Origin of the sequence: Streptomyces sp. NPDC057623 (assembly GCF_042800355.1) — a bacterium.
In the GTDB taxonomy this organism is placed as follows: Bacteria; Actinomycetota; Actinomycetes; order Streptomycetales; family Streptomycetaceae; genus Streptomyces.
Window position 1 is genome coordinate 25,814 of record NZ_JBHVGZ010000060.1, and the last position, 24,764, is coordinate 50,577.

The window sequence follows — 24,764 nt, forward strand, 5'->3', positions numbered from 1 at the left end:
TTTCAGAGGTCAGCCTCTTCGGACTGCGAGTCGGCGTCAGACGCACCCGCTGACTCGGTTGCAGGGGCGGTGTAGAAGACGGACCTGCCCTGCTTGGTGCGCTCCGCCTGGCTCTTGGCCACGAGCCCTTCGAGCGTGACCCGCACGACCTTGGTCGCGATCTGACGCTCAGGGTGGGTCTGCTCGAGCGCCGCAGAGATCTCCGCAGCTGAGCGCGGTTCCTTCAGCTCGACAAGGTGGCGGCGAATGAGCTCGACCAGGGTGGGCTGGGCCGCCTTCGTGGCGCCCTCCGCCTTAGCCGCGGACTTCTTGACTGCTGCCTTTCCCTGCGCGGCTGTGGGCTTCCGCGTCCTGGACTTCCCGCCACGCGCGGCAGCAGCCTTCCGCCGCGGAGCGGGCACTGCGGCACTTTCGGACTCTGCCACAGGCTGAACCGGCGCTTCGGTGACGCCAAGCGCCTGCCGCATGTTCACCAGCACAGTGTGGTCGCGCTGCAGCGCGGCAAGCTGCTCCTGCAGGGAGGCGAGCTCCGCACTGATACGTTCCTGCTCCTTGGCGTTGCGTTCGAGATCACCGGTCACCTGGGCGACGTACTGCGATGTCAGTTCGGTGGCGGGAGCCGTTGACTCAGGCATGATGCTGACCTTTCCTCGGCGAATGACCGTGCTGCGGGGCTGCACCGCATGCGAGTGCTGCCCCTCTTGGGCGAGGGATCGGCGGCCCGGCGGGGAGCCGCAAGTGCCGCAAGATGCCTCGGCGTACAGATGGTACGGACAAACAGGGCCGGTTGTTCCTACCTAGTGCTGTCTTCTCGCCGTGAGACAGTCTCAGCGCTGCGGTGTTCTGTCCCGGCGAGGCAGTGCGGCGGGCCGAGTTGGTGCCTGCGGCTGCAGTTGCCAGAACACTTCGTTGGAATCGCGGTTGCAGCGCCAGGTGGACAGCGTGCGGATGCGCACGAGTTGGTCGAGTATGTCCGCGGTCTGCTGGGGGGAGTGCCCACACAGGCGGGCAAGGATGTCCATGTCGACGCCGCGGTGGTCATGAGCGCAGGTGTGAGCAGCGAGCACGAGTGCCGTCAGACCCATGGCTGGCGGTGCGGTGGCCGGCAAGGCCAATGGCGCGGGGTGCAGGGCCCAGTGAGCGGCGTGGCGGCGTGTGCGGCGACCGGGCACCTGGTCCAGGAGCGTGGCATCGCGCAGTTGCACCTCCACCGGCGCCGATTTGAGATCGGGCAGGTCGAGCCAGTGGGCCTGAGCCAGTTCCTGCCACAGTTCTCTGCACCCGTACAACCGCATGCCCCGCAGCAGGCCGTGCGGCACCCGCAGGTGCCCGAGGGCATCGGCGCGCAGGGCGCACTGCAGGGCGAGCAGTCGGGCGGCGGGAGAGGTGAACCTGGGCAGTGCAGTGGCCAGGTAGGTCAGCATCTCCTGTACACGCAGCCGCTCTTGGGATGCCGCTGGCCGCGGCCTGACGGGTGTGGGGGCCGACGCGCAGTTGGAAGGCCGAAGCCTGCGTGTCCCAAGGACCGTGTCCGGCACGATGGCAGTGTGACTGGTTGCAGCCGCGCAAGCGGCGCAGGCATCAGCCAGCCGCCATGTGCGGCCGCTGTGGTCGCGGGTGAGGGCAAGCAGAACGGGGCCGGCGCAACCGCGGTGACGCGGATGCCATGAGCACCCCCTTTCCCGGCACTGGCAGGTCCGCAGATGTCCCGGCAGCACATCGGTGCTGGCATGACAGGCCAGATGCGCCAGGACGGCGGACCTTGCGGACGCAGCCCTGAGGGGAGAGGTGTGCGCGGTGCAGTGGGCACAGACAAGACTTGGCCCACCTGCCCGTGAACGCAGTTCCACCGTCCAGATACGCCGCACTGCGACGTGCCCACCGGCAAGCCTCATCGGCTGGCTGCCCTCCTGTCGTTCAGCGCGACCGTGGCCGGTGCGCTCCATCGGAGGCACCTGAGACGGACGCACAGTAGTGCAGATTCCCACACCGCAAACCGCACCCTCCCACAGAGCCGAAAGTGCAGAAATTCGCACTGACAGGGCAGGTGGCTGCACCGTCGGATGATGGGGTGCCGATCTTGCAGCCCGAACCCGACCTCACCGCCCTGCGCGTAACGCTGGCGCGCCTGAGGGACGAACGCGGCTGGACCTTCGACCAACTCGCCGAACGCAGCGGCCTGGCCCGGCGCACCCTCATCGACCTCGAACACGGCCGCGCCGCCGGCAACGTCACCACCTGGCACGCCCTCGCGCACGCCTTCGACGTCCCCATCCAGGAACTGCTCGGTGCCCTCTGTGGCAACCACACCCCACCGGGTTCACAGGACGTCTGAAGACCGCCCCCTTCCCGCCGAGTACGGCACCGAAGAAATCACCCGAACGGCAAGCAGCCATAGAACGCGCGACCGTCACCTGGTTCGTGTGTTCGAGGGTGTAGGGCCAGTCGAGGGACACGACAGTCGCCATGTGCCCGATGACGAGTGCCGCCTGGCACCGTCCCCGCCATGTGCCCCAACCACACCCCCACCGGCTGCCACTGGGACGGCAGCCCACGTCTCCTGCATCCTCGCCGCCCCCTCCAAGTGGCCGCAAACAGCCCCAGCCGCCTGCTGCGCCACGGCCAAAACGGCCGCTGCCGCCAGTGCGGCAACCGCATCGACCTCTACCAGCGCGCCGACCAGCGGCTCATCGCCCTACACCCCGCCGAACTGACCGCCGCTCACGTCCCCGAATCCTGCCGCTGGCACCTCAGCAGCGGCATCGCCCACCCGCACGATGACGACAGCCCCTGGTGCCGCATCTCGCACGCCGTCCTCTGCCCGGCCCGCACCCCCACCTGCCAGACCAGCCCCTACCTCGAGGCGATCCGTCGCCAACTCGCCGTCCGCACCCGCCGCCTGACCGACACCGGCGCTATCACTCCCGCCCCGACCCCCGCATGCGGACAGGCAGACGACCCCGACACCCCCGAGCGTCCCATCGTGCAGCTGCTGCTGTGCCGCTACCTCGCCAAGCACGCCGTCGAACACATCCGCTGCGTGGCCCAGACCCGCCACCGTCACCGCTGCCCCCACCCCATCCGCGCCCTCACCGGACCCGCCGGCACCTGGAGACTGCTGCCCACCGGACCCCGCCACGGCCAGCTGGCCCTGCCCGACGTACTGATGGCCGTCTACGACCTGGGCCACCTGCCCTACCGCGAGCAACTGCGCTGGCGCGCCCAACGCTGCCCCCGACATGACGCCACCCCCGGCGCCGCCGACCTCACCCTGGCCGAATGGCAGCCCTTCGACCCCCTCCAGCATGCAGCACACATCCGAACCCGCCTGCCCCACCCTGAGGGCCGCCGACTCGGAAACCAGTGACGATGCCCCACCACGCCCTGGAAATCACGCTGACCCGGCCCCTGACATCGGCCGAACTCCGCCACGCTGCCCAAGCCTGGCCGCTCGCCGCCAACCACAACGCCACCCGCCTCATGGCCCTCGCACACGCCAAAACCGACGAACGCGCCGCCCACCGCCTGCGCCAGCGCCTCACCACCCGGCTGCCCATCGACGTGATCACCACCCACTACCCGGACGCCCACGGCCGCGTTCTGCTCAACGTCGCCTTCCCGCTCGCCGCTCACACCGCCCTGCAACGGAACGCCCGCCGCGCAGGCCTGACCTCCGAACGCTTCGTACGCGAGGCCCTCCACCGAGCCCTGGCTGAGCACGCCGACCGGGAGGCCGACCGACTCGACTACGCCGTACGCCAACTCCTCGCCAGTACCACTCCCGCGCACCTGCTGTCCGCCGTCGGGCACGCCCTCACCCTCCCCATGAAAGGACTCACCCCATGAACCCCACCGACGAACAGACCGCAGCAGCCGACGCCTTCCACGCCGGCAACCACCTCGCCCTGCAGGCAGGCGCCGGCACCGGAAAAACCACCACACTCACCCTGCTCGCCCACGCCACCACACGCCGCGGCCGCTACCTCGCCTACAACCGCGCCATCGCCCAGGACGCACGCGCCCGCTTCCCGAACACCGTCCAATGCAAAACCGCCCACGCCCTCGCCTACGCAGCCGTCGGCCACCGCTACACCCGCCGCCTGAACGCACCCCGCCGCCCGGCCTGGCAGACCGGACAGGCCCTCGGTATCACCAAAGCCCTCCGCATCGGAGAACGCGAAGTCACCCAAAAAGCACTCTCCAACGCCACCCTGCGCACCGTCACCCAGTTCTGCCACACCGCCGACGAGGCCATCACCCGCCACCACGTCCCACGCCTGCGCGGCCTGGACGACACCGACCTCCACGCCCAACTCGCAGCCCACATCGTTCCGTTCGCCCGCAAAGCCTGGGCCGACCTGCAGCACCCGGAAGACGGCGCCGTCCGCTACGACCACGACCACTACCTCAAGGCCTGGGCCCTCACCCAGCCGCGCATCCAGGCCGACTTCCTGCTGCTGGACGAGGCCCAGGACACCAACCCCGTCGTCGAACAGATCTTCCTCGCCCAGCGCGACCACGCCCAGCTCGTCATGGTCGGCGACTCCGCCCAGGCCATCTACCAATGGCGCGGCGCCAAAGACGTCATGACCGGCTTCGACGGCACCCAACTGACCCTGTCCCAGTCCTTCCGCTTCGGCCCCGACCTCGCCGCGGAAGCCAACCGCTGGCTGCACCTTGCCGACGCCCCGATCCGCCTCACCGGCACCCCTGCCGTGCCCACCGAACTCGGCCCCGTCACCCACCCGGACGCCGTACTGTGCCGCACCAACGTCGGCGCCATGGCCCAGGTCATGACCCTCATGACCGCCGGATGCCGGGTCGCCCTCGCCGGCGGAGGCGACAGCCTCCAAGCCCTGGCCCTCGCCGCCCGCGACCTGAAAGAAGGCCGCCGCACCCACCACCCCGAACTGATCCTCTTCCCCCGCTGGGGCGACCTGCAGGACTACGCAGCCCACGACCCGGCCGGAAGAGACCTGCAGCCCCTGGTCAACCTCGTCGACACCCACGGCACCGACGCCATCCTCGACGCCGTCGCCCGCCTCGCACCCGAACCGCACGCCCAGGTCACCGTCTCCACCGCCCACAAGGCGAAAGGACGCGAATGGGCCCGTGTCCTCATCGCAGACGACTTCGCCCGCCCCAACGACAACGCCGCTGACGAACAGACAGGCGCCACGAGACCACCCGACCCCATCGACGACGCAGAAGCCCGCCTGGCCTACGTAGCTGTCACCCGTACCCGCCAGCGCCTCGACCTGGGAGGCCTGTCCTGGATCCACGATCACCCCGACGGCGTACCGCCCCGCTAGAAGCTCGCGGACCCCGCCTACCCCGGGATCTCCTCCTTCAGCGAGTTCCGTATCCACGGAACGCGGGCGGAGGTGCCGCTGACGGGCTCGTGATCCGAGGCGTCCTGCGGGCCGCGCAACGCGGTCTGTCGGAAGGCCGGTTGAGATCTTTACGCTCTGCCCATGTCGAAACAGCAGCGGGGTAAGAAGCACCGGACACCGCAGAAGCGGGTCGCCCATCCCTCCTTACCGCGTCCGCGCAGGGCGGCTCCAGCGCTGCCGGGGAGCATGGATCACATGGCGCGGATGCTGGAACACGCCAAGCCGGACCAGATCGTGGAACTGGTGCTGCCCTTCCTGTGGGCGGCCCTCTCCGACGGCCGCGCGCCAGCGAACATCTGTGTCGATGCGTGCCTGACGCTGCGGAACGCCTACGGCCAGCTGGGAGTGCGGGCCGAACTGCTGCCGGTCACCGTGGCCATCCGGAAGAAGAACGGCGCCGGAACCCTCTACGGCTCGCTCACGCCGAGCTGGACGGGAACCTCGTGGAACGGGCACTGCGCCCTGGTGCTCCCCGACTCCGAGCGGTTCGTGGACCCGACGATCGAGCAGTTCGACGAGGTCCGGAAGATCGGCATGGGCCCGATGGTCGGCAAGGTGGCCATGTCGACCCGCGAAGACGGCTCGCTGGTGGAGCCGGGAGCGCAGGTGATGCTGCAGCGCGGTGACCTGGTGCTGACGTACACCGTCGCCGGTCCCGAGGCCCTGGCCTCCATCGTGGAACACCCGGAGGCGATCGCTCACGCCGACGGCCACCGACGTACCGGAGTGAACACCGCCTCCCTCACGCTGGCCGCCCTGCGCGCCGAGGGCGTACGCGGCCGGGCGATGCAGGCCCCTCACCCGAGGCTGCACGCTCTGCTGCGGGCTGTTGGAGACGCCCCGTACGAGTCGGACGAGGCGCAGGACGTGCGGTTCCGCCTGCCGGATCAGAGCGGCCAGGAACAGTGGCTGCGGCTGGACGAGATCCCGCTGCCGCCGAGCACTCCGGCCGCCTGGCCGCGCTGAGCCGGGACGGACCTACCGATCCCGAACGGCCTGTTTGTCGGCACCCCCAGTCACGATGGCCACACCCAACGATCTCCGGGAGGGGACAGCGTGACGCACGTCTGGATCATGCGGAAGAAGAACAGGCCGTCCGTCGGGACCTCCAAGTCCGCCCTGGTGCGGGCCGACGCCATCACCCACCTGAGCATGTACGAGAGCCAGGTCCGGGCCTCCGAACTCGGCTCCGACGAGGTCGCAGTGCTGGTCGACACCGCAGACGGCGGACACGAAGCCCCGCCGCTGCCGGACGACTTCCACCTCACCCTGCTGTTCGCGGTCAGCGAGGCGCGGCGCAATGCGCGGGATGCCACCGACGCGAACGAAGAGGATCGCGTCCTGGTCGCTCAGCTGGACGACGGGAACTGGGCCTGCGGGAGTTCCGGCCGTCCGAGCCGGAACCGGAGCCGAGCTGACGACGCGAACCGCACCCGTACGGAGCCCCAGGGTGGCCCCGGGGCTCCGTACGTGCAACGGTCGCCCTCCAGCTGTCAGAAGAGGGCGCCGGGTGCTGGCTCCCGCTCCAGCTCCGAGTACGGGATGGCGAAGGACAGCTGCTGCTCGGACGGTTCGGAGTACTTGCCGAGAACCCGTCCCATCTGAGGCGGCCGTAGGCGCCCCGGCACCTCGCGGCGCTTCACCACCTGGACGGGCATCCGGCGGCCCGAGCCGGCGCGGACGATGAGGATCTCCCCATCGGCGTCGGCGACGACGCGGTACTCCTTCTGGAAACGCTCGCGTAGCCGCTTGTCCACGCGCGCCGTCGCGAGGATGTCCTTCGGCGTTAGCGCCATCGCCTCGAGGATGTCCACGTCCGCTGTGGAACTGCCCAGCGCAGCGAAGTCGTCGTGCTTCTCGTGGCGCCATGCACGCGTCCAGGCGTTCTCCCAGTCAGGCCAGTCCGCCTCCGGCACCTCGCAGGCCCTCAAGTACGCCTGGAACTGCGACAGGCCGTGCGGCATCGCCTGCTTGGTCCTGATGCGGCGCGCAGTGCTGCTCGGTAGGGAGCCGAATCCGCCCGCCCGCTGTTCCATGGTGCGCAGCGCCGGGGAGCCTGCCTTCTCGTACAGGTCGACCAGGGCGGCACCCAGGTCGGCGAAGTCGCGGATGAGCTCTGGACGCGGGGCGGGCAGGCTGCGGCCGCCGCGCGCCAGGCGGGTCTCCTCATGGCGGGCCCGCTTCCACAGTCGCCGCGCTTCGTCGGGCGAGGCGTCGCACGCCCGGGCGTAGTTGAGCACCGTCGGCAATTTGGGCACGGTCTCGCTGGAGGCAGCCCGCTGCAGCGTCGTTGCGTGGCAGCCGGCCCGCACCGACAGGGCGCGGTAGCCCTGTCCGGTGCGGGCCCGCTGGTCGCGCAGCCACTCCTGCAGCTCGCGCAGCGCGGTGTTGCTGGTGGTGATCGGCTTCTCGGGACGGCACACGACCGTCACCTCACGCAGCCGGACCCAGCAGGGCGTGCAGCGCGGCGCGCAGCCCTCGGACCGGCGCCCCAGTGACCAGGCCGACCACCAGGACGGCGGTCAGCCCGGCGCCCGCAAGCACCTGCAGCACGACCGGCACGGTCATGCCCGCGACCGCGGCCAGGACCGCCGCCACGGTGACGATCACGATGATGACGATGGCCTCGGCGCCGCTCAGGCGACGGCGGGACGAGGATCCGGTCTCCACGCAGGAGACGGACTGGGACTTGGGCACGGGGCCTCCCTGCTCTTCGGGTCCGGCGACCCACGGGCCGCCGGACACCAGCTGCTGACTCCAACTCGGCGAACCACGCGGGCGGTTGCAGCCGCCCTCGGCGTGGTTCGCCGTGGACAAGATGGTGGCAGCCGCAAGAGGCTGTAAGTCCCTCCCCAGGGTCTTTCGGGGGGTGTTGATGCGTGCGCGTGTCAACGCATCCATAGATGCGTTGACACGGAATGTGTCACGTAGCGTCAACTCCTTGCCCCGTACGTAACGGTGACCTGGGGTTCTCTCACCCAAATCGAGATCGCCGACGGTGTCAGTCACCCGTGGTAGTGAACGAGTTGATGCAGCCGTGCGCCAATCGCGGTTGCGTTGATAAGAGACTCGCTGCGACTATCCGCGCACCTGGGCTTGCACTGAGAGGGGCGGGCCCTGCCCTGATTGCTGCTGACTCCAACCACAAGCCGAACAGGGACCCCACGGACTCGCGTTGCAGCGCGAGACCTGCCGAGAGCCGGTAACCGCAGCGCGGTGCCGGCTCTTTCGGTATGTACGGGTTCAGACGGCGGCGAGGGCGTCCACCAGCTGCCGCAGCGCACGCAGCGCGTCCCGTGCGCCGGAGGCGTCCACCAGTTCCAGGAGCGCCGTTGCTAGGGCGAGGACGTCGATCAGGCGCCCGGACCGGACGGAGGAACCTCGCGCAGCGCGGCCCAGAAGGCGGACCCTCGACGAGATCCCTGGCCTGACCGACCGCTATGCCCAGGCCCTCGTCGAGGTCGTCGATGCCAAGCTGCACGCCCGCGACCTCGCCCGCCCGGGGGCCGCATCCGGTCGACCTGATGGACATGCTCCAGCAGTCCGTACGCGAGGCCCACGTCGACCGCGTCGAGACCGAGGACACCCCGTCGACCTCGCAGACCAGACCACCACGGCATAGGCCGGGCGGGGGCCCACCGAGGGCGCGCGTGTAGAAGGGCGGCGTCACCAATCCGGGAGTCTGTAGGCCATTGAAGGGAATTCGCGTCCGCCACGCCTCTGTCGCTGTCCGGGCAAGTGGCACCGGACGGAGCGGAGACCCTGCTCCAGCGGGTGGCTGTCCGGTGAGTCGCCGAATCGTGTCCGAGAATCTGAAAAAGGCGCGAAGAGGCGTCACGGTGGAATCCGAGCCCGCGCCTTTAGCCTGGACGGGACTCACGGAGCGTGTTTGACGGCACGACTTCACGTGACCTATGTCACACGGCAGGCCCGCCCCCTTCGGGACGGGCCTCTGCTGTATCCCGTGATCGGACTTCGTTCGACAGTCTGCGGTGGATGAGCGGCCGCCGTACGCGCTGGCTCAGAACGGCGCGTCGTCGGCCCATGGCGCGGTGGATGACCCCCACGGTTCCGCTGTCGCGAACCGCCCCCTGGATCGTCATCCATGAGCCGCCATCCCAACGGCGATCGCGGCGGCGATGGCCAGGACGAGGACCCGGCGGACCGGCGGCGACCATCCCGACAGCAGGGATACGCGTCAAAGGAGCCATGGATGCTCTTGCTCGATGAGTGATCAGCCGAATTCCGATGTCCAGACCGGCTTTTGGGCCGTTGCCTCGTACGTCTGCGGGAGGCGTGGCGTCGTCGCCAGGCGGTGAGGCTGCCTCTGCACGAGGTCGCAGAGCGCGCCGCCGCGGATCTGGAGGGGCGGTAGGCGTCTGGTCCCGTCTCCCTGTACCCCTCAATGGCGGGGCCGCCAGCGGGTGAACATGCTCTGGCCGTCGCCTGGCCGATCTCGTTGAGCGCCGTACTGTGCGCCTTCGATCCGGTCGAGCCGCAGGTCGAGTGCGGCTACACGGTGGGCGTGGGGGCGTTGAACGGTTGTCAGGTGGCGTTGATGCGGTGGGCGAAGGCTTTGATGCCGTGAGTGGGGGCGGGGGTGGAGAGCATGGTGCGGGTGAGGGTGCGCACGGCGGGGCGGCGGACTTCCTGCGGTGCGATTCGCTCGATGGCTTCGAGTTCGGACAGGCACTGGCTCCAGCGGTTCCACTCGGCGTAGGCGCGCGCGGTCTCCCAGCGGACCCTGACCAGCCGTTCTTTGGGCAGGCCGAGGGGGGAGATGCTGCGGGCGATCCCGATGGCTTTGCCTGCATCCCCGAGCAGGTAGTGGACCGAGACCTCGTGCAGGGCGACCTGCGGTGGGCCGAACACCGTGCCGGGGGCGGCGGCGGGTGTGGCCAGCGTGCCGACTTCCGTGGCGTGGCCGCGGGCCTCGGTGATGAGTGCGAGGGCGCTGTCGCGGTCGCCGGCCTTGGCGGCGGCGTAGGCGGCGGTCGCGTACAGGTTGCCGCGTGCCGACAGCGTGGCGGGATCGTGTGCGGACGGCAGTGCGTCGGCGGCGCGTACCGCGATCACGGCGGACTTGGCGTGCAGGCCGTGGCGCCGGTACGCGCTGGCGACCATGCGGCGCGCCTCGGCCTGGATGAGGGGCGCGTCCACGGCGGTGGCCGCGGCGACGGCCCGGTCGGCGGTGACGGCGGTGAGCCGGTCGTCGCCAGCCTTGATACACACCCGGGTGGCGAGGCTCCACAGCTGCGCGAGCGCGGTCGCCCCCACGTCGCCTCCGAGGGCCTGGGCGAGCGCGAGGCGTTTCGGCAACGCGGTGGCGAGCCGGGTGTACTGGCAGGCGAGGAACTCAGTGCGGGAGGCCGCGACCGTGCCGCGCACTACGTCGGCGGTGACGCGGCGGGTGGGGGAGGGCGGCCCATACACCAGGAGGTCCTCAAGCCCGTCCAGAGGGCGGCCACTGGCGGCGGAGGCGGCGGGAAGACCGGTCAGGGCGGCGCCCACGGCCGTGGCTCCTGCGAGAAGAGTCCGACGTCGCACTGCGTCCTCCTGGTCCTGTGACGCCTCGTTGCCGGACACGATAGTGGTCTTGCCCGCCTCGCATGGGTGAGGCTGCGGGGTGAGATCGGCGGCCTGCAGGCCGAGGGCGTCCGCGAGCTTGACCAGCGCCGGCCAACTGGGCTGCAGCCGGTTCGCCTCGACCCGGCACACCCACGACGTCGAGTAGCCGACAAGACGGCCCAGTTCAGCCTGGTGCATCCGCTTGGCCTGCCGGCGGCCGCGAATGACCGCACCGAGGTCGGACACGAGGCTCAGGGGTGCTGGACGGGGCATCGCCACCTCCACGCCGCACCGGTCGGTGGGCGCACGGCCCGAAGAGTCGAGACCTTCCACCCTAGGCCGCCGCGTCAAGGCCTCGCGCCGCACACGCACCGCATTTGCGGATCCCGCAACCCGGTTGCCGCGACCCCCTGCCGCCGGGCCCAACAGCCGCTGTCCGCGCTGTCCTTGACCCATCCCCTCACCGGAAAGGACCACCCTTGTGATGGACAAGATCCTGGTGACCGGCGGAGCTGGGTTCATCGGCTCCCACTTCGTACGCCGCCTGCTGGCCGCACCCGACATCACCACCGTGACCGTGCTCGACAGCCTCACCTACGCGGGCCACCGCGAAAACCTGGGCGAGGCCTTCCTCAGCCCCAAGCTGGACTTCGTCCACGGCGACATCTGCGACGCCGCCCTGGTCGACACGCTCGTCGCCCACCACGACACGGTGGTGCACTTCGCCGCCGAGTCGCACGTCGACCGCTCCTTCCTCGCGGCCGGCCGCTTCCTGGCCACCAACATCACCGGAACCCACACCCTGCTGGCCGCCGCCACCCGCCACCACGTGACGAAGTTCGTGCACGTCTCCACCGACGAGGTGTACGGGCCCATGGCCACCGGGCGGGCGAACGAGGACGCGCCGCTGCGCCCCACCGTTCCCTACGCTGCCTCCAAGGCCGCCGCCGACCTGATCACCCTCTCCTACCACCGCACCTTCGGCCTGCCGGTGTGCATCACCCGCTCCTCCAACAACTACGGGCCCCGCCAGCACCCCGAGAAGATCATCCCGCTGTTCGTGACCCGCCTCCTGCAGGGCGAAAGCGTCACCGTGCACGGACACGGCCAGCACGTACGCAACTGGCTGCACGTGGACGACAACTGCCACGGCATCGAACTTGTGCTGCGCGCCGGCGAGCCCGGATGCGTCTACAACCTCGGCGGCGGCACCGACCTGACCGGCCTGGCGCTGACCGGCCGCATCCTCGCCGCCTGCGACGCCGGAGCCGACCGCATCGAGTACGTGCCCGACCGACCCAGCAACGATCTCCGCTACGCCATGGACTGCACCCGGGCCACCGCCCTCGGCTACCGCCCCGAGCGGGACTTCGACCAGGGCCTGACCGAGACCGTGGCTTGGTACCGCAACCACCCCGAACGCTGGGCACCCCTGCTGCACGCCGAGCAGGCGACAACTGAGGCGGGAGCCTGCCGTGTCTGAGCCCACCCTCGCTTCCGCGACTGCGGCGCACGCCCGCAACGCCCGGCCCCACCTGTTCGGCGACGAACTCGCCGCCGTCGAAGAAGCCCTGGCCAGCGGCCAGTTCGGGCACGGCCCGATCACCGAGCAGTTCGAACGGGACCTGGCCGACTTCCTCGGCGTCCCCGAGACCGTCGCCGTCGCCTCGGGCACCGCCGCCCTGCACATCGCGCTCCTGGCCGCCCGGATCGGCCTCGGCGACGACGTCGTCGTCCCCTCCTTCACGTTCTGCGCCACCGTGCGCGCCATCGAGGCCTGCGGCGCGAACATCCGCTTCGCCGACATCGACCCGACGACCCTGTGCACGGGCAGCACCCAGATCCGCGAGGCGCTCACCGAGAACACCCAGGCCGTGCTGCCCGTCCTGTACGGCGGCCGCCCCGTGCCGCTCGGCGACCTGGAAGACGAACTCGCCGAGCGGAACATCACGATCGTGGAAGACGCCGCGCACGCCTTCGGCTCCTACCAGGGCCCAGATAGGGTCGGCGCCACCGGACGCGCCACCTGCTTCTCCTTCGGCCCGATCAAGAACCTCACCTGCGGCCAGGGCGGCGCCCTGGTGCCCCGCACCCGCGAGGAGGCCGAACGAGCCCGCCGCATCCGGCTGCTGGGCATCGCCGAATCAGCCGCCCGCCGCCAGAACACCACCACCTACCGCGTGACCGGCCCCGGCCTGCGCGCCCACCTCTCCCAGATCAACGCCGCGATCGGCCGCGCCCAACTCCCGCACTTCCCCACCGTCCAGACCCAGCGGCGCGCCCTGTGGCACACATACGCCCGCCACCTGAGCGATCTGCCCGAGGCGGTCCGGCTCGTCGACGTCGACATCGACCATGCCGTGCCCTCCCTGTGCGCGATCGTCGTCGACGACCGCGACCGCGTCTTTACGACCCTGCGCGAGCGGGGCATCGGGGCCGGTGTGCACTATCCGCCCAACCACCTGCAAGAGGCGTTCGCTGCCTGGCACCGGCCGCTTCCCGCCACCGAGCACGTCGCAGCCCGCGTCATCACGCTGCCCTTCCACCACGCCATGACCGAGCGCGACGTCCACCTCGTCACCACGGCCGTGAAGGAGGCCCTGCGATGAAGCGCGCCGCCGTCCTGGGCAAGGGCCAACTTGCCGCGCACGCCTGCGATGTGCTCGCCGCCCTGCCGGACACCGTCCTGGACACGGTGATCCCCAACCGGTGCGAACCCGACTGGGACCTGCGCCTGTCGCAGCACGTCGCCGAACACCACCCCGACGCCCGGCTGATCTCCTCCGGCCGCTGGCACGACCTCGAACCCGGCCGATGTGACCTCGTCGTCAGCGTCCTCTACGACGAGATCATCGGCAACGAGCTGATCGACGCCACCGACACGATCGTCAACTGCCACCCCGGCCGCCTGCCCCAGTACCGCGGGGCGCGACCCGTCAACTGGGCGCTGCGCAACGGCGAACCCCTGCACGGCGCCACCCTCCACGTCATCGAGACGGGCATCGACACCGGTCCGATCCTCGGCGAAGTCGCCTTCTCGATCTGGCCGGACACCGACGAAGTACGCGACGTCTGGCAGCGCACCATGCGCCACGCGGCGCTCCTGCTCTCCGACACCCTGCCGCGCCTCAACGAGATCACGCCCCGCCCCAAGGACGAGGCCCTCGCCGTGACGCACTACCTGCGCGACAGCCACCAACTCGGCAGTCGCAGCAACTGGACCCGGGCCACCAGCACCAGTCTGTGACCCGCCGCCCTCCTACACGGCGGCGCCGGCGGCGTCCAGAAGGACATCGACGAGCCGTTGTGCCGCGTCAGGCCGCCCATGCGCGCGGGCGGCCCGCGCCATGTCCGCCCGCCGGACCGGATCCGTCAGCAGCGGACCGAGCGCAAGCCGCAACCTGTCCGCGCTCACCTCCCCGGCCAGAGCGACCGCGGCGCCCGCCTCCTCCAGGTGCCGGGCATTGTGGGTCTGCTCGTCGCCCGCCGACGTGGCGAGCGGAATGAACACGGCGGCCTTCCCGAGCGCGGTGAGCTCCGCGAGGGTACCCGCCCCGCTGCGGGAGACGACGACGTCGGCCAGGGCAAGCACATCCGGCAACTCGCTGCCGACATACCCGGTCAGGTGGTAGCGGGCCGCCGCACCCCGGGGCAACTGCGCGGTGAGCGAGGCCAGGTGCTCCACGTGGTCCGGTCCGCACTGGTGGATGACGTTGGCCCGCTCCAGCAGCCACGGCAGCGCCCCGCCCACCACGGTGTTGATCTGCTGCGCGCCCTGGGCGCCGCCGGTGACGTACAGGGTGGGCAGCCGCCGGTCGAAACCGGTGAGCCCCAAAGTTGTGACGGCTTTGTCCGCGTCACCGGTGAGGATCTCCGGCCGCACCGGATTGCCGGTGACCACGGCGGCTGCGCGTACCTCCTTGGGCAGCAGCTCCAGGGTGGATGGTGAGGACACGGCGATCCGCGAGGCTGATCCGGCGAGCTTGCGGTTCGCCAGCCCCAGGCGCACCGTCTGCTCGTGCAGCACGAGCGGTCGTCGGCACAGCCGGGCGGCCAGCCCGGCCGGGACCGCAACGTACCCGCCGGTGGCCAGGACCACGTCCGGAGTGAACTCGGCGATCTTCGACCGCGCTTGTGCGACCCCGAGCGGCACGCGCGCCATGTCCCTGACGTTCGCCGGGCCGAGCATCTTCAGCGGATTCGACGAGCGGCGGATTTTGCCCGTTGCCACGGTGGTGAACGGGATGCCCTCGGCCGGGGCGACCCGCGCCTCCAAACCCTCCGCCGTACCGATCCACAACACCTCCAGGCCGCGCCCCTGCCCGGTGAGCCGGTCCCGCAGTGCGCGGATCGCGGTGAGCGCCGGGTAGGTGTGGCCACCTGTCCCGCCACCGGTCACGATCAGGCGGAACGAAGCATGCGGAGCACGGTTGATGGCGCTGGTCACGAGACATCCCATCTGACTCAACTCCCGCCCGAGCAAGGACGGCCTGCGAGGTGCAGCCTTCCACACCGCCACCGAGCGATCGCCCCTCGCCGCTCAACGGATTCCCTTCTGCTTCCTAGGCGCGGAAGGCGTACACCTGCAGCGGGTCTGCATGGCTGTGTTCTCGCGGGATGGGATGGCCAGAAGGGGGTGAGGCTTTTGCAGTGGTTGGCTGGGCTGGCTCCTCCGTGTTGTCTGGTGGGCTGCTGACGATGGTGGGAACGGCGAGCCGCGGCTCCTCCGGGTCGCCCAGGCCGACGCGCGGGTCGGTGAAGAGATAGAGGCGTTGGGTTTCGTCGCGGACCATGTGGAGGCTGGGGCGGTACAGCTCGATTCCTGTCGCCAGCTTCGTGATGCTCAAGCTGGCATTGAGCAGGGAGGCGGCGACCTGCTCGGCGTGGCTGCTGCCGGCGTCGTCACACAGTGCCGTGGCCAGCAGGAGTGCCCTGTCCGCTGCCCGTTGTTCTCGCAGCCGCTCAGCCCGCAGGCGCCCACGAAAGGCTGAGCGTGCGGCTGCGGGCGTCGGTGATGTATCCATGCTGCCGCGCAGGTACGCATGGAAGGTGCGGTGCGTGAAGTCCGTGATCCGGGCAGGGCTTGAACGCGGATGCTGTGCACGCCCCGCCACAGGTGCCTCGGTGCTGAGGGCATGCGGATCGTCCCACAGAAGCGCGGTGTGAGAACCTCGCCCGACTCCACAAGACAGGGACGTCGGCTCATGGACGCATGTTGGGCATTCCCTCTGGCTCCCACCACGGACCCATGGCGTACTGGCCGCTTCGCAACGCGCGCACTGGCGGGACCACAGCACGATGGGATGGCGCATCGAGAACCACTGCTGCTCCCAAGCGTTGTCAGCGACGAGGGTGGCGTTGGCATGGGCCTGGAGGTAGGCCTGCTTGAGGCCCTCGCGGGCGCGGCTGGCGAGCACGCGCGTGCCGTTGGCGTCCAGCCCGAAGAGTGTGGCGACCTCGCTGGGCGACTCGTCCTCGACCTCGATGTGCCACAGCATGGCCTGCCAGCGCTCCGGCAGCGACCGGAAGGCCTGCATGGCCATGGACTGCTCGGCCTCGTGCATCGCGCACACGGCGGCACCGAGATTGCGTGTGTCGTCATCGGAGACCTCGGAGGAGTGCACGGCCTGCGCCGCGAACACCGCGAAGTCGTCGACCAGTTGCTCCCGCCGGGCCGACTTCGTCCAAGTGGCGGCCACGCGCCGCACGGAGGCAAGCAGATACGCGCGTACGGCGCGCTCGGGGCCGGAGTCCCCGCGCACCGCCTGGAGCATGCGGGCGAAGACCTCGGCGGTGAGGTCGTCCGCGGTGTGGGCGTCGCGGCAGCAGGTGCGGGCGTAGCGGCGCACGGCGTCCGCGTGGCGCCGGTACAGCTCCTCGTATGCGGTGTCGTCGCCGGAGCGCATCTGCTCGATCAGACCGGCGTCGGACAGCGGCAGCTTCCACGACGGCGGCAGGACGCCGTCCTCGCACCGGTCAAGCTGCGCGGGCACACCACCCGGTGCGGGGTCCTCCCACTGGCGCTCGGCCACGCCTGGCTGCCGTTCAGGGCATGTAGGCGGCTGCTTTGCGGGTTGGCGGGGGGCAAAGCACTGTCGGAGCAACGCCTGCGTGATGGGGTAGAACTCGGCGTCCTGCGGCGCGTAGGGGGCGGTGTCCGCCATCAGCACCATGCCAGTGAGGTCATCATCGGCAGTGACAGTCACCTCCCCGAGTGACGAGGCGGCGTCGGTGACACAGTGTCCGTTACCAGTACGCAGACGGCCGATGAGGTGCGCCGCGTCTGCGTGGCCCCACCTGGCGGCTGTTGTCAGAAGAATGAACGCGCGGGTTTTGCCGCTCCCAACCTGGCCACGGAGTATGCAGGTTGTGCCTCTCCTCGTCTGAGCGACCATCTGAGCAGCGACGGCATGGCTTTTACCGCTGCCGACCTGGCCGCGCAGGACGGTCGTGTCGGATGTCATGGCCAGCAGCCGCGCCAGTGCGGCCCGGAAGGCCGCACCGGGGTGCTGCTGATCGCAGGCGGCCGCGAACCACCCCTCGGCGCTGTCGAGGTCGTTGCGGCGCAGCGCCTTGGTTCCCAGCAGGTAGGCGGCGTTGGCATCCTGCCGTGCTTCTCGCACACCAGGCTGGATGCCAGCGGTAGCGCCGGTGCGCGCTGGCCAGTCACCGGCAGGCCGGTCCCAGAAATCAGCCGGCCCTGCCAGCAACGCGAGCAGCTCGTCGTACCCTCCAGACTTGTTCACACCCGTCGCCCCTTCCGGCCCGTTTGTCCTCCAGCTCTGCATTTCGTCGCCTGTCACTGCTCACCGCCCAAGGTCCGCCGCGGCTTCAGGTGCCCCGGCCGGATGTACTGCCCCAGTTGGGCCTGCACGGACTGCACCCCGCGTGCGCGGCCCTGGTAGGTCGCATTCTTCGTCCTACCGGTCTCTGCTGCGATCGTGTCGTCGTCTTGTCCCGTGCTCTGCCGCCGCAATACGTCCCGCTCGCGCGGTCTAGGGAGGCGGTCGATGATGTCATCGACGAGGTCCCACAGGTCCGCGTCCTGCGGGGCTCGGCCTGAACTGGCCCCCTGCTCGCTCACGGAACACGGACTCGGCATGGAGAGGCATTCCTCGGGGTAATCCCCGACAAGAACCTCTGGGGACTTCTTGTCTTGACGTTTCCGAGCTAGCCGAATTGCTGTCGCCTTACAGTACGCCAATGGCTGTTTAGAGGGATCAATTCGACCGCTGCGCAGGGCTGCGGCGATTGCAGCACCGGCGATCTCATAGCGCTCGTCTTCGCTGATATGAAAAGGAAGTGTCGCCAGACACTCGGCGATCTTGCGCTGGTATGCTTGGTACTTGGCGCGCCCGCCGTGGGGATCCAGGAAGCCGAGGGCTTGCGCGCTCGCATGCGCGGTGTCCGCCGGTGTCGCCTCCGGGATCCCGCGTTGAGCTTCGCTCACCACAGGGCGTATCCCTCCGACCCGCTGCCGGCAGCGGGCGGAGCCGTTATCCACCAGACCGTCACCTTGCTGCCGTCCGGCGCCTCGTAGTGTGCGGCGGCTCCCAGCGGCAGAGACCGCAGCAGCTCGGCCGCCACGCCGGCAGGCGATGTCGACGAGACCGAGGGGATCGGCTCGGACGGTGCCGGGGCCGGGAGGCGGCGCAGACGGGTCCGAAGCCGCGCGACACCGGGGAGGTTCCAGAGGTTGCACGCGACGGGGATCAGATTGACTGCACCCATCACGTACTCGGACAAGGACGTCATCTCGGTGGTACCTCGGCGGTCTGGTGGGCGGATGTGTGAGTGGCCTTCACCTCTTATAGGGACTGCGTGGACTGCTTCTTACGCGATCCGGGATTTTTCTTCGCCGGCGACTAGCGAGACACACGGGTATCCATGACCCAGCTGCCGGCCCTGCTCGTGCTGCAGGAGACCCGACGCCCGGGCCGCCCGATGTCCCGCGCCGATTGAAGGATGAGTGAGGTTCGGGGCGAGTGCGGTCGGGCACGAGGCCTGGGGCCTGGGATAGTCGCGCGTCGGCGGATCCTGATCGCAGCGCCAGACGCAGCTCGCCGACAGCCCGCTCGTCGCGACGTTCCGAAAGCTGCTGAATAACCGTCATTACCCTGCGCCAAATTTGGCTCGGGTCCGTGGGTGCAGAGAGCGGCTCGCCGGACTCCTCGCCCAAGCGTGTACATCCCTGTACACACCGAGGTACTCGTCCGTGGCTGCGCAGGTCAGTTCCCTCCGGAAGTGGTAGAAGTCGACCGTCCAGGAACCCGGTCCGTTTTCCAATGCAGCACTCTCTCCGCCCCAGAACCGACAGTTCAAGGAAGGCTAGAGAAGCGTTGGCCTGACGAGGCCCGTGATCCGGCCGCCGTCGACCCGCCCAGCGCGAAGGTGTCGGAGGAGGAGAGGGAAGGTGCGCTCGCCCTCATCGACCGCATGACCCGGGACCACCTTCAGGGCCCCGAGTTCACCGACGCCTACACCGACGCCATGGCGAAGATCATGGAGGTGAAGCGGGAAGACAAGCCCCTCCTCGAAGCCCCGGAGCCCGAGCAGCCGGGCCACGTCCTCGATCTCATGGCCGCCCTCAACGAGTCCGTCCAGCAGGCCAAGGCCTCCCGTGGCGAGGACGCCGACGTCCACGAGATGCCTCAGAAGAAGACTACGAAGAAGACCGCGGCGAAGAGCCGGGGCGTCGGCCACGCAGCGCCTGATGCACCTTGTCCGGCCGTACGGAGGGATACTGGCGCTGGGCTGCCGCCTCGAGATCCCCGAGCCGGGGCGGGAGCCCGCTGGCCAGTCCCTGCGCGCGCGGCCCGGCGATGTCCTCACCTGTTTGTGACCCGGCATTTGCGGATCACGTTGCGCCGGACATGGACGACTACAACCACCTCGATCTCGACGAGATCGACTTCGCGCCCCGCCACGGCACCGCCAAACGGCTGGCCCTGCTCACCCTGGAAGAGGCACATAACCTGCTCCGACTGCTGCTGGCCGTCGCGCAATCGACATGACCGTCGCGTCGGTGGGGCCGCTCAACGCCGCCCTGGCCATCTGACCGATCCTGCGCCGAGGTCGCCCTGGCGAGCCCGGCCCACCGCCGCACCGCACCGACACGATCTCACTCACACACATGGTGGGTCTCCGTGCAACCGGCGCGGGGACCCAAGGCGCCGTGCCTCAGGGGCGCTGGATCAAACGGCTGGCTGGCGCCGCGCGGCCGGTGGTCGCCCGACCGATTTGCGCGGACACCGGCCGTCTGTTTCGGCGTCTCACCGGAAGAGTTCAGGTGAGGTCTGCGAGGTTGTGGAAGTCGCTGCGGATGAGGGTGTGATGCTCTTGCGGGGTGAGCCAGCGGGCAGTAGATCCGGATGCGTCTTTCTCCACCCACAGGACGTCGTTGACACTCTCCGCGACGGGGCGGAGGTGGCTGATGACGGCCAGGAGCCTGTCGTTGCCGACGTGGGTGCGCAGCACGGACAGGGCGCTGTCGAGTGCTCCGGCATCTAGGGTGGCGAACCCTTCGTCGAGGAAGAGGCTCTCCAGTCGGGCGTTGGTGCGGCTGTGCAGCTCGACCAGGGCCAGCGACAGGGCGAGTGAGGCCTGGAAGGTCTCCCCGCCCGAGAGGGTCCGGGGGTTGCGGGCGGTGTTGTTGTCGAGAGCGGCGATGCCGAAGTCGTCACTGAAGCCGAACCGGCCCGCTGACAGGTCCATGAGTAGCTTGCTTCCCAGAATGAACAGGGAACGGGTCCGTTGCTCGGTCAGATGACGGGGGAAATGGGAATCGCTCAGCTGTTCGTATAGTCCGGCCCAGGCGGACCGCTCCTGCTTGCCGGCCGTGATCGCTGCCTGGAGCTTGAGAGCGTGGGGGATCTGGGACAGCGCCTCGTCGCGGCCTGCTGCTGCCTGGACAGCTTCCGCCTGTAGAGCCCCCTCGTATTTGTGGAAGGGGGTCATGACATCGGGATCGAACAGTAGATCCGTGGCGGCCGCGGGAAGTGTCGGCGCCTGAGGGGTGAGGGGGGCGAGGGCCTGGAATGCCGAAGTGGCTTTGGACGCCAGTGCGTTGATGGTCTCCTGGGTGCCCCGGTGTAGGGCGTCGAGGGCTTCGCGAAGCGCTGAGCAGGCCGTGTCGAGGGCGGTGGCGTAGGCCGCGACGTCGTGCGGGTTGTCCCATGTGCCGGGGGTGTCTGGCAGGCTGACCGCGTTGTCCGGGAGCAGCCGCACCGCTGTGGTGGCGGCGTCGGCGCGCAGTTCGAGCGTGGTCTGCTGCCGGCGTAGCGGTTCGGCGACGCGTCGGCGGTGTTCGCCGGTCAGTCCTTCCTTTTGTTCGGCCAGCTTCTGCAGGTCCGTGAGGGCCTGAGTGTGGTCGCGCTCGAGTTCGCCGAGGCGGCTGAGGTGGGCGGTCACCGCCGATGTGCAGGCGGCAATGGCTTCCAGGGATGGCAGCGTGTCCGGGTCCGTGACGCTGACCTGCACTGGGTGCGGCAGCGCTGCCAGCCGGGTGAGGAACTGCCGGCGTGCCTCATCGAGGCGCTTCTGTTCCCGCCGGGCCTTCCTACGGCCGGCCTCCAGGGTCTTGCGCCGCTCGGCGATCACCGACTGCTCGGCCTGGACCTCACCCGCGGCCGACCGGGCGGCATCGCCGGCGGCCTCGGCCAAGCGCTGTGCCTCCTCGATGCGCAGCCGGGCGTCCGGCAGCAGGGTGTCCAGCAGGGCCAGGCGTTCGGCGGCGCTCGGCGACTTCTGGGCGAGCAGTTCCTCTACGGCGGTGTTGACCGCGGCGAGCAGATGCGCGGCGAAGGACTCCGGGGCGGTGTGGCCGGTCAGGGCCGCCACGTCCCGGGCCTGCTGCTGTACGGGGGAGAGCTGGTCGGCCAGGCGGGCGCGGGCGGCTTCGGCCTTCCTGTGGCGCTCCTGTTCGTCCTGTTCGGCCTTGCGGATGTCGGCCTGGATCTCCTGCAGGGCGGCCAGGGCGTCGTTGGAGGCATCGGCGGCCGCCTTCTTGGCCTTCTTGGCCTGCCGCATGGCCCTGGGATCCTGCGGTTCGGGAGCGGTGTAGGCGGCATCGAGGGTGTGGGTGCAGACGGGGCACGCATCACCCGGGGCCAGTCCCATTCCCGCGGTGTAGGCGGCGTCACCGCGCTGGCGGTCCTCCACCGTCTGGGAGGCCTGCTCCAGCAGGCCGCGCTGCTGCTCGGCAGCGGCAGCGGCCTCGGTTTCCGCGGCGGCGAGTTCCTCCCGCCGCTCCCGGGCGGCAGCCTGCCCGGTGCGGTGCTCGGCGGCGGCTGCGCCTTCCTCGAGCAGGACACGCACAGCGCCCGTCAGCCGTTCCAGCGCTGCCTCGGCACCGTCCGCCTGAGCGCGGGCCTTGTCGGCACTCTCCTTGAGCCCGTCAAGTCCGGCCGCCAGTTCCGCGAGGCGTTCCTCGTCCTCCTTGACGGACCGTTCGTCCGTCTCGAGGCGGTCCAGGTCCTGCCGCAGGTCCTGCTGCTGCTCGCCGAGACCGTTCAGCACCCCCGGGGCGCTCTCGAGCACTTCCGCTGCCGCGGAAAGCGCGGCGACGGTCATGCCGGTGGCGCGGTCCGCGTCCAGCGTCGTCTGCAACCGGTCACGCCGCAGCGTGGCTTCCTCCTGCGCGCGGTCGACGTCGTCCAGCTGCTCCCGCAGGAGGTGGTCGTCGGCGACAAGCGCGGTGAGCGGTGCGTGGACATCGGCAATGGTGCGCTCGGCCAGGGCGGCCGCCGCGCGGGCGGTCTGCGTGCTGTGCTGCTGCAGGCCGTCGGCCTGGTGGCGCAGTTGGCGCAGCGTGTCCAGGTGCCCGGACAGGTCGGCTGTGGCCTTTTCGATCTCGGCCTGACGGATGCCCAGACGGTGGGCATCGCCTTCCGGATCCTTGCGCAGGTCGTTGCGGGCCTCGGTCGCCTTGAGCAGCAGGTCGTCGAGCCGCGTCCGCTGGTCGGCGGCGCGCTGGCGCACTCGCTGGAGTTCGTCGATGCCGAGCAGGGATCTCAACAGCTTGGTGCGGTCGGTGTCGTTGGAGTTGAGGAGGGTGTCGAACTTGCCCTGGGGCAGCACGACGGCGCTTTTGAAGCTCCCAAAGTCCAGGTTCAGCAGTTCCTCGATGCGCGCGTTGACCCTTGTGGCGCCGTTGACTGTCGTGCCCTCGGTGCTCAGGCTCACCTGGGGGGTGTTGCTGTTTTTGTGGAAGACGCGGGTCACGCGCCAGGGCGTGGCGTCGACGGCGAAGGTGAAGTCGACCGACATCTTTTCGCAGCCGTCGGCGATCAGCTGTGATCCGTACGCGCCCCAGGACGTCCTGCCGTAGAGGGCGTAGAGGATGACCTCGAGCAGCGTCGACTTGCCCGCGCCGGTGTCGCCGAGAATGCCGACCAGGTTCTTGTCGGTGAAGTCCAGGGGCCCGCAGGTGTCGGTGTAGCTGCGGACTCCGGACAGGGTGATGCTGAGCGGCCTCATGCCGTCTCCGATCCGGTGCTGCTGGGCGTCCAGGGGTGTGCGAGGGCTTCCTGCAGCCCGAGTTCGGCCGGGCAGGGCGGCGGCTCGTCGCTGTCGGGATGGTGCAGCAGGGAGGCGAAGGCGGCCAGGACCTCGTCGGCGACCCGGCCCGGTGTGCCGTGTTCGGTGAGGTAGGCGCGGAAGGATTCCGTGATTTCCGGCTCCTCTTCGGGCAGGTCGCTGGTGTCCAGTGGGGTGATTCGGGTCTCGGCGCAGTCTTCGGTCAGGTAGACGACGTCGGCGTCGGGTACCGCGGTGGCGACCTTCCGGGAGAGTTGCGGGATCAGGGTCTGGCTGGTGACGGTCACATCCAGGAAGGTGTTGCTGAACTCCTCTGCTCTGGAGGCGAGTTCTTCCAGCGTGCCGGTGAACTTCTTCAGGCGCCGCCCGGCCGTGAGCCGTTGGGGGTCGGTGCGGGTGGGGCGCTGCGGGTCGGCCTCGACCAGGACGACGCTCTTGGCGTCGTCGCATTCGCCGAAGTCGAATTGCAGGGGACTGCCGGCGTAGCGGGCGGTGGCCCTGCTGGAAGTGAGGGCCTGCGGCTTGTGGATGTGGCCGAGCGCGCAGTAGTCGACGGGCGGCAGATCGTCCGGTGCGGTGGCGTAGGCGTCGTTGACGTCGAGGTGGCGCTCGCTGCCGGACAGCAGCGCACCGCTGAGATAGAGGTGGGTGGCGAAGACGAGGACGTCCTGCTGCGGGGAGTAGCCCTCACGCAGCTGTGTGATGAGTTCTTCCTGCAGGCCGCGCAGGCCCTGGGCGTAGGCGCCGTGCGTGGTGCCGAGCCCCGGGAACAGGTGCATGAACCGGTTGGGGTGGATGAAGGGCAGCGCCGCCAGCCGGATGCGCTGGGTCTTGTCGCGGGTGGGGAAGTCGAGGACCCGGCCGCCGCCGGAGCCGTCCGCCGCGGTGTGCACGAAGGTGACCGTGTGGGCGCCGGGCTCGGCGCTGTTTTGGAAGACATGGTCGAGCACGTCGAACCAGTGCGGCGAGTCGTGGTTTCCGCCGACGACCACGACGGGAGCCGTCGACCGTAACGCGCTCAGGGACGTCATGGCCCGCATGAGGTCACCGGGGGAGAGGCTGTAACGGTCGAAGAGATCCCCGCTGTGCACGATCAGATCAGGCTGGGTCCGACGGGCGATCTCGACGATCTCGGCGAGGACGGCGTCGAACTCGCCGTCCCGGGAACGGCGTTGCAGCCTCTTTCCCAGATGCCAGTCGGAGGTGTGCAGAAGCTTCATGAGAGATGGATGTCTCCAGGCAGGGGGAACCAACACCCGCTGTCAT

The 24,764-nt window shown here is 69.6% G+C and carries 22 protein-coding genes; 10 read left to right on the top strand and 12 right to left on the bottom strand.

The features are described 5' to 3' along the window. Nucleotides 1-2: 2 nt before the first annotated feature. Nucleotides 3-635 carry a hypothetical protein gene (locus tag ACFU95_RS38960; RefSeq protein ID WP_302004007.1) on the bottom strand — a complete coding sequence of 211 codons (633 nt, stop codon included), beginning with the start codon at nt 633-635 and terminating at the stop codon, nt 3-5. A gap of 192 nt (nt 636-827) precedes the next feature. After that, on the bottom strand, nt 828-1,424 hold the full coding sequence (locus ACFU95_RS38965; RefSeq protein WP_383838492.1) for a hypothetical protein: 597 nt from the start codon (nt 1,422-1,424) through the stop codon (nt 828-830). A 647-nt stretch (nt 1,425-2,071) separates the two neighbouring features. On the opposite strand from ACFU95_RS38965, the gene ACFU95_RS38970 reads away from it, so the two are divergent. From ACFU95_RS38970 to ACFU95_RS38995, 6 genes are all read left to right on the top strand, one after another. Further along, nucleotides 2,072-2,335, top strand: a complete 264-nt coding sequence (locus ACFU95_RS38970; RefSeq protein ID WP_302004005.1) for a helix-turn-helix transcriptional regulator — start codon at nt 2,072-2,074, stop codon at nt 2,333-2,335. Nucleotides 2,336-2,506: 171 nt separating this feature from the next. Further along, nucleotides 2,507-3,367 carry a DUF6083 domain-containing protein gene (locus ACFU95_RS38975; protein ID WP_383838495.1) on the top strand — a complete coding sequence of 287 codons (861 nt, stop codon included), beginning with the start codon at nt 2,507-2,509 and terminating at the stop codon, nt 3,365-3,367. Continuing rightward, entirely contained in the window at nt 3,364-3,846 is a 483-nt protein-coding gene (locus tag ACFU95_RS38980; protein ID WP_383838498.1) for a hypothetical protein, read from the top strand. The genes ACFU95_RS38975 and ACFU95_RS38980 overlap by 4 nt, the downstream gene beginning before the upstream one ends. Next, the gene (locus tag ACFU95_RS38985; RefSeq protein WP_383838501.1) at nt 3,843-5,312 is read left to right on the top strand and encodes a UvrD-helicase domain-containing protein; all 1,470 of its coding nucleotides are present in this window, start codon (nt 3,843-3,845) and stop codon (nt 5,310-5,312) included. The genes ACFU95_RS38980 and ACFU95_RS38985 overlap by 4 nt, the downstream gene beginning before the upstream one ends. A gap of 276 nt (nt 5,313-5,588) precedes the next feature. Next, a complete protein-coding gene (locus ACFU95_RS38990) occupies nt 5,589-6,359 on the top strand; it encodes a hypothetical protein (protein ID WP_383838505.1) in 771 nt (256 codons plus the stop codon). 90 nt (nt 6,360-6,449) lie between these two features. Continuing rightward, nucleotides 6,450-6,998 carry a hypothetical protein gene (locus ACFU95_RS38995; protein ID WP_383838508.1) on the top strand — a complete coding sequence of 183 codons (549 nt, stop codon included), beginning with the start codon at nt 6,450-6,452 and terminating at the stop codon, nt 6,996-6,998. On the opposite strand, the gene ACFU95_RS39000 is transcribed toward ACFU95_RS38995, so the two are convergent. The 3 genes from ACFU95_RS39000 to ACFU95_RS39010 form a co-directional block, all read right to left on the bottom strand. Continuing rightward, nucleotides 6,887-7,816, bottom strand: a complete 930-nt coding sequence (locus tag ACFU95_RS39000) for a helix-turn-helix transcriptional regulator (protein WP_302003998.1) — start codon at nt 7,814-7,816, stop codon at nt 6,887-6,889. The two genes, ACFU95_RS38995 and ACFU95_RS39000, sit on opposite strands and share 112 nt — an antisense overlap. A gap of 10 nt (nt 7,817-7,826) precedes the next feature. Then, a complete protein-coding gene (locus tag ACFU95_RS39005; protein ID WP_383838511.1) occupies nt 7,827-8,090 on the bottom strand; it encodes a hypothetical protein in 264 nt (87 codons plus the stop codon). Between the two features lie 1,848 nt (nt 8,091-9,938). Further along, nucleotides 9,939-11,234 carry a multiprotein-bridging factor 1 family protein gene (locus ACFU95_RS39010; protein WP_383838513.1) on the bottom strand — a complete coding sequence of 432 codons (1,296 nt, stop codon included), beginning with the start codon at nt 11,232-11,234 and terminating at the stop codon, nt 9,939-9,941. 211 nt (nt 11,235-11,445) lie between these two features. On the opposite strand from ACFU95_RS39010, the gene rfbB reads away from it, so the two are divergent. Genes rfbB through ACFU95_RS39025 form a run of 3 tightly spaced genes read left to right on the top strand, consistent with a single transcriptional unit; the run spans nt 11,446 to nt 14,208 of the window. Further along, nucleotides 11,446-12,444 carry a dTDP-glucose 4,6-dehydratase gene (rfbB, locus tag ACFU95_RS39015; RefSeq protein ID WP_302003990.1) on the top strand — a complete coding sequence of 333 codons (999 nt, stop codon included), beginning with the start codon at nt 11,446-11,448 and terminating at the stop codon, nt 12,442-12,444. Next, nucleotides 12,437-13,570: a DegT/DnrJ/EryC1/StrS family aminotransferase gene (locus ACFU95_RS39020; RefSeq protein ID WP_383838517.1), complete on the top strand. Its 1,134-nt coding sequence runs from the start codon at nt 12,437-12,439 to the stop codon at nt 13,568-13,570. Before rfbB ends, ACFU95_RS39020 begins: the two co-directional genes overlap by 8 nt. Further along, nucleotides 13,567-14,208 (top strand): formyltransferase family protein, encoded by a 642-nt coding sequence (locus ACFU95_RS39025; protein ID WP_383838520.1) that lies wholly within the window; start codon nt 13,567-13,569, stop codon nt 14,206-14,208. Before ACFU95_RS39020 ends, ACFU95_RS39025 begins: the two co-directional genes overlap by 4 nt. 12 nt (nt 14,209-14,220) lie before the next feature. On the opposite strand, the gene ACFU95_RS39030 is transcribed toward ACFU95_RS39025, so the two are convergent. The 5 genes from ACFU95_RS39030 to ACFU95_RS39050 all read right to left on the bottom strand — a co-directional run bounded on the left by ACFU95_RS39030 (nt 14,221) and on the right by ACFU95_RS39050 (nt 19,664). Then, complete coding sequence (locus ACFU95_RS39030; protein WP_383838522.1) at nt 14,221-15,420, bottom strand: glycosyltransferase; 1,200 nt, start codon at nt 15,418-15,420, stop codon at nt 14,221-14,223. Between the two features lie 103 nt (nt 15,421-15,523). Continuing rightward, nucleotides 15,524-17,707 (bottom strand): RNA polymerase sigma factor, encoded by a 2,184-nt coding sequence (locus ACFU95_RS39035; RefSeq protein ID WP_383838525.1) that lies wholly within the window; start codon nt 17,705-17,707, stop codon nt 15,524-15,526. A 53-nt stretch (nt 17,708-17,760) separates the two neighbouring features. Then, complete coding sequence (locus ACFU95_RS39040; protein WP_383838528.1) at nt 17,761-18,411, bottom strand: hypothetical protein; 651 nt, start codon at nt 18,409-18,411, stop codon at nt 17,761-17,763. Next, nucleotides 18,408-18,716, bottom strand: coding sequence for a hypothetical protein (locus ACFU95_RS39045; RefSeq protein WP_302003984.1), 309 nt, complete (start codon nt 18,714-18,716; stop codon nt 18,408-18,410). Before ACFU95_RS39045 ends, ACFU95_RS39040 begins: the two co-directional genes overlap by 4 nt. 573 nt (nt 18,717-19,289) lie before the next feature. Then, entirely contained in the window at nt 19,290-19,664 is a 375-nt protein-coding gene (locus tag ACFU95_RS39050) for a hypothetical protein (RefSeq protein ID WP_383838531.1), read from the bottom strand. Between the two features lie 170 nt (nt 19,665-19,834). Here ACFU95_RS39050 and ACFU95_RS39055 point away from each other — a divergent pair, with 170 nt between their 5' ends. Beyond that, nucleotides 19,835-19,975, top strand: a complete 141-nt coding sequence (locus tag ACFU95_RS39055; RefSeq protein WP_383838534.1) for a DUF6417 family protein — start codon at nt 19,835-19,837, stop codon at nt 19,973-19,975. 271 nt (nt 19,976-20,246) lie between these two features. Here ACFU95_RS39055 and ACFU95_RS39060 read toward each other — a convergent pair whose 3' ends face one another. Both ACFU95_RS39060 and ACFU95_RS39065 read right to left on the bottom strand, forming a co-directional pair. Then, on the bottom strand, nt 20,247-23,438 hold the full coding sequence (locus tag ACFU95_RS39060) for an AAA family ATPase (protein WP_383838537.1): 3,192 nt from the start codon (nt 23,436-23,438) through the stop codon (nt 20,247-20,249). Further along, nucleotides 23,435-24,718: an exonuclease SbcCD subunit D gene (locus tag ACFU95_RS39065; protein ID WP_302003980.1), complete on the bottom strand. Its 1,284-nt coding sequence runs from the start codon at nt 24,716-24,718 to the stop codon at nt 23,435-23,437. The genes ACFU95_RS39060 and ACFU95_RS39065 overlap by 4 nt, the downstream gene beginning before the upstream one ends. Nucleotides 24,719-24,764 lie beyond the last annotated feature (46 nt).

Bases quoted from the DNA above. Each gene is read 5' to 3' on its own strand.
- ACFU95_RS39010 (WP_383838513.1), bottom strand. From the start codon at position 11,234: ATGCCCCGTCCAGCACCCCTGAGCCTCGTGTCCGACCTCGGTGCGGTC.
- ACFU95_RS38965 (WP_383838492.1), bottom strand. From the start codon at position 1,424: ATGCTGACCTACCTGGCCACTGCACTGCCCAGGTTCACCTCTCCCGCC.
- ACFU95_RS39025 (WP_383838520.1), top strand. From the start codon at position 13,567: ATGAAGCGCGCCGCCGTCCTGGGCAAGGGCCAACTTGCCGCGCACGCC.
- ACFU95_RS38960 (WP_302004007.1), bottom strand. From the start codon at position 635: ATGCCTGAGTCAACGGCTCCCGCCACCGAACTGACATCGCAGTACGTC.
- ACFU95_RS39055 (WP_383838534.1), top strand. From the start codon at position 19,835: ATGGACGACTACAACCACCTCGATCTCGACGAGATCGACTTCGCGCCC.
- ACFU95_RS38975 (WP_383838495.1), top strand. From the start codon at position 2,507: ATGTGCCCCAACCACACCCCCACCGGCTGCCACTGGGACGGCAGCCCA.
- ACFU95_RS39065 (WP_302003980.1), bottom strand. From the start codon at position 24,718: ATGAAGCTTCTGCACACCTCCGACTGGCATCTGGGAAAGAGGCTGCAA.
- ACFU95_RS39030 (WP_383838522.1), bottom strand. From the start codon at position 15,420: ATGGGATGTCTCGTGACCAGCGCCATCAACCGTGCTCCGCATGCTTCG.
- ACFU95_RS38990 (WP_383838505.1), top strand. From the start codon at position 5,589: ATGGCGCGGATGCTGGAACACGCCAAGCCGGACCAGATCGTGGAACTG.
- ACFU95_RS38985 (WP_383838501.1), top strand. From the start codon at position 3,843: ATGAACCCCACCGACGAACAGACCGCAGCAGCCGACGCCTTCCACGCC.
- rfbB (WP_302003990.1), top strand. From the start codon at position 11,446: ATGGACAAGATCCTGGTGACCGGCGGAGCTGGGTTCATCGGCTCCCAC.
- ACFU95_RS39060 (WP_383838537.1), bottom strand. From the start codon at position 23,438: ATGAGGCCGCTCAGCATCACCCTGTCCGGAGTCCGCAGCTACACCGAC.
- ACFU95_RS39045 (WP_302003984.1), bottom strand. From the start codon at position 18,716: ATGACGTCCTTGTCCGAGTACGTGATGGGTGCAGTCAATCTGATCCCC.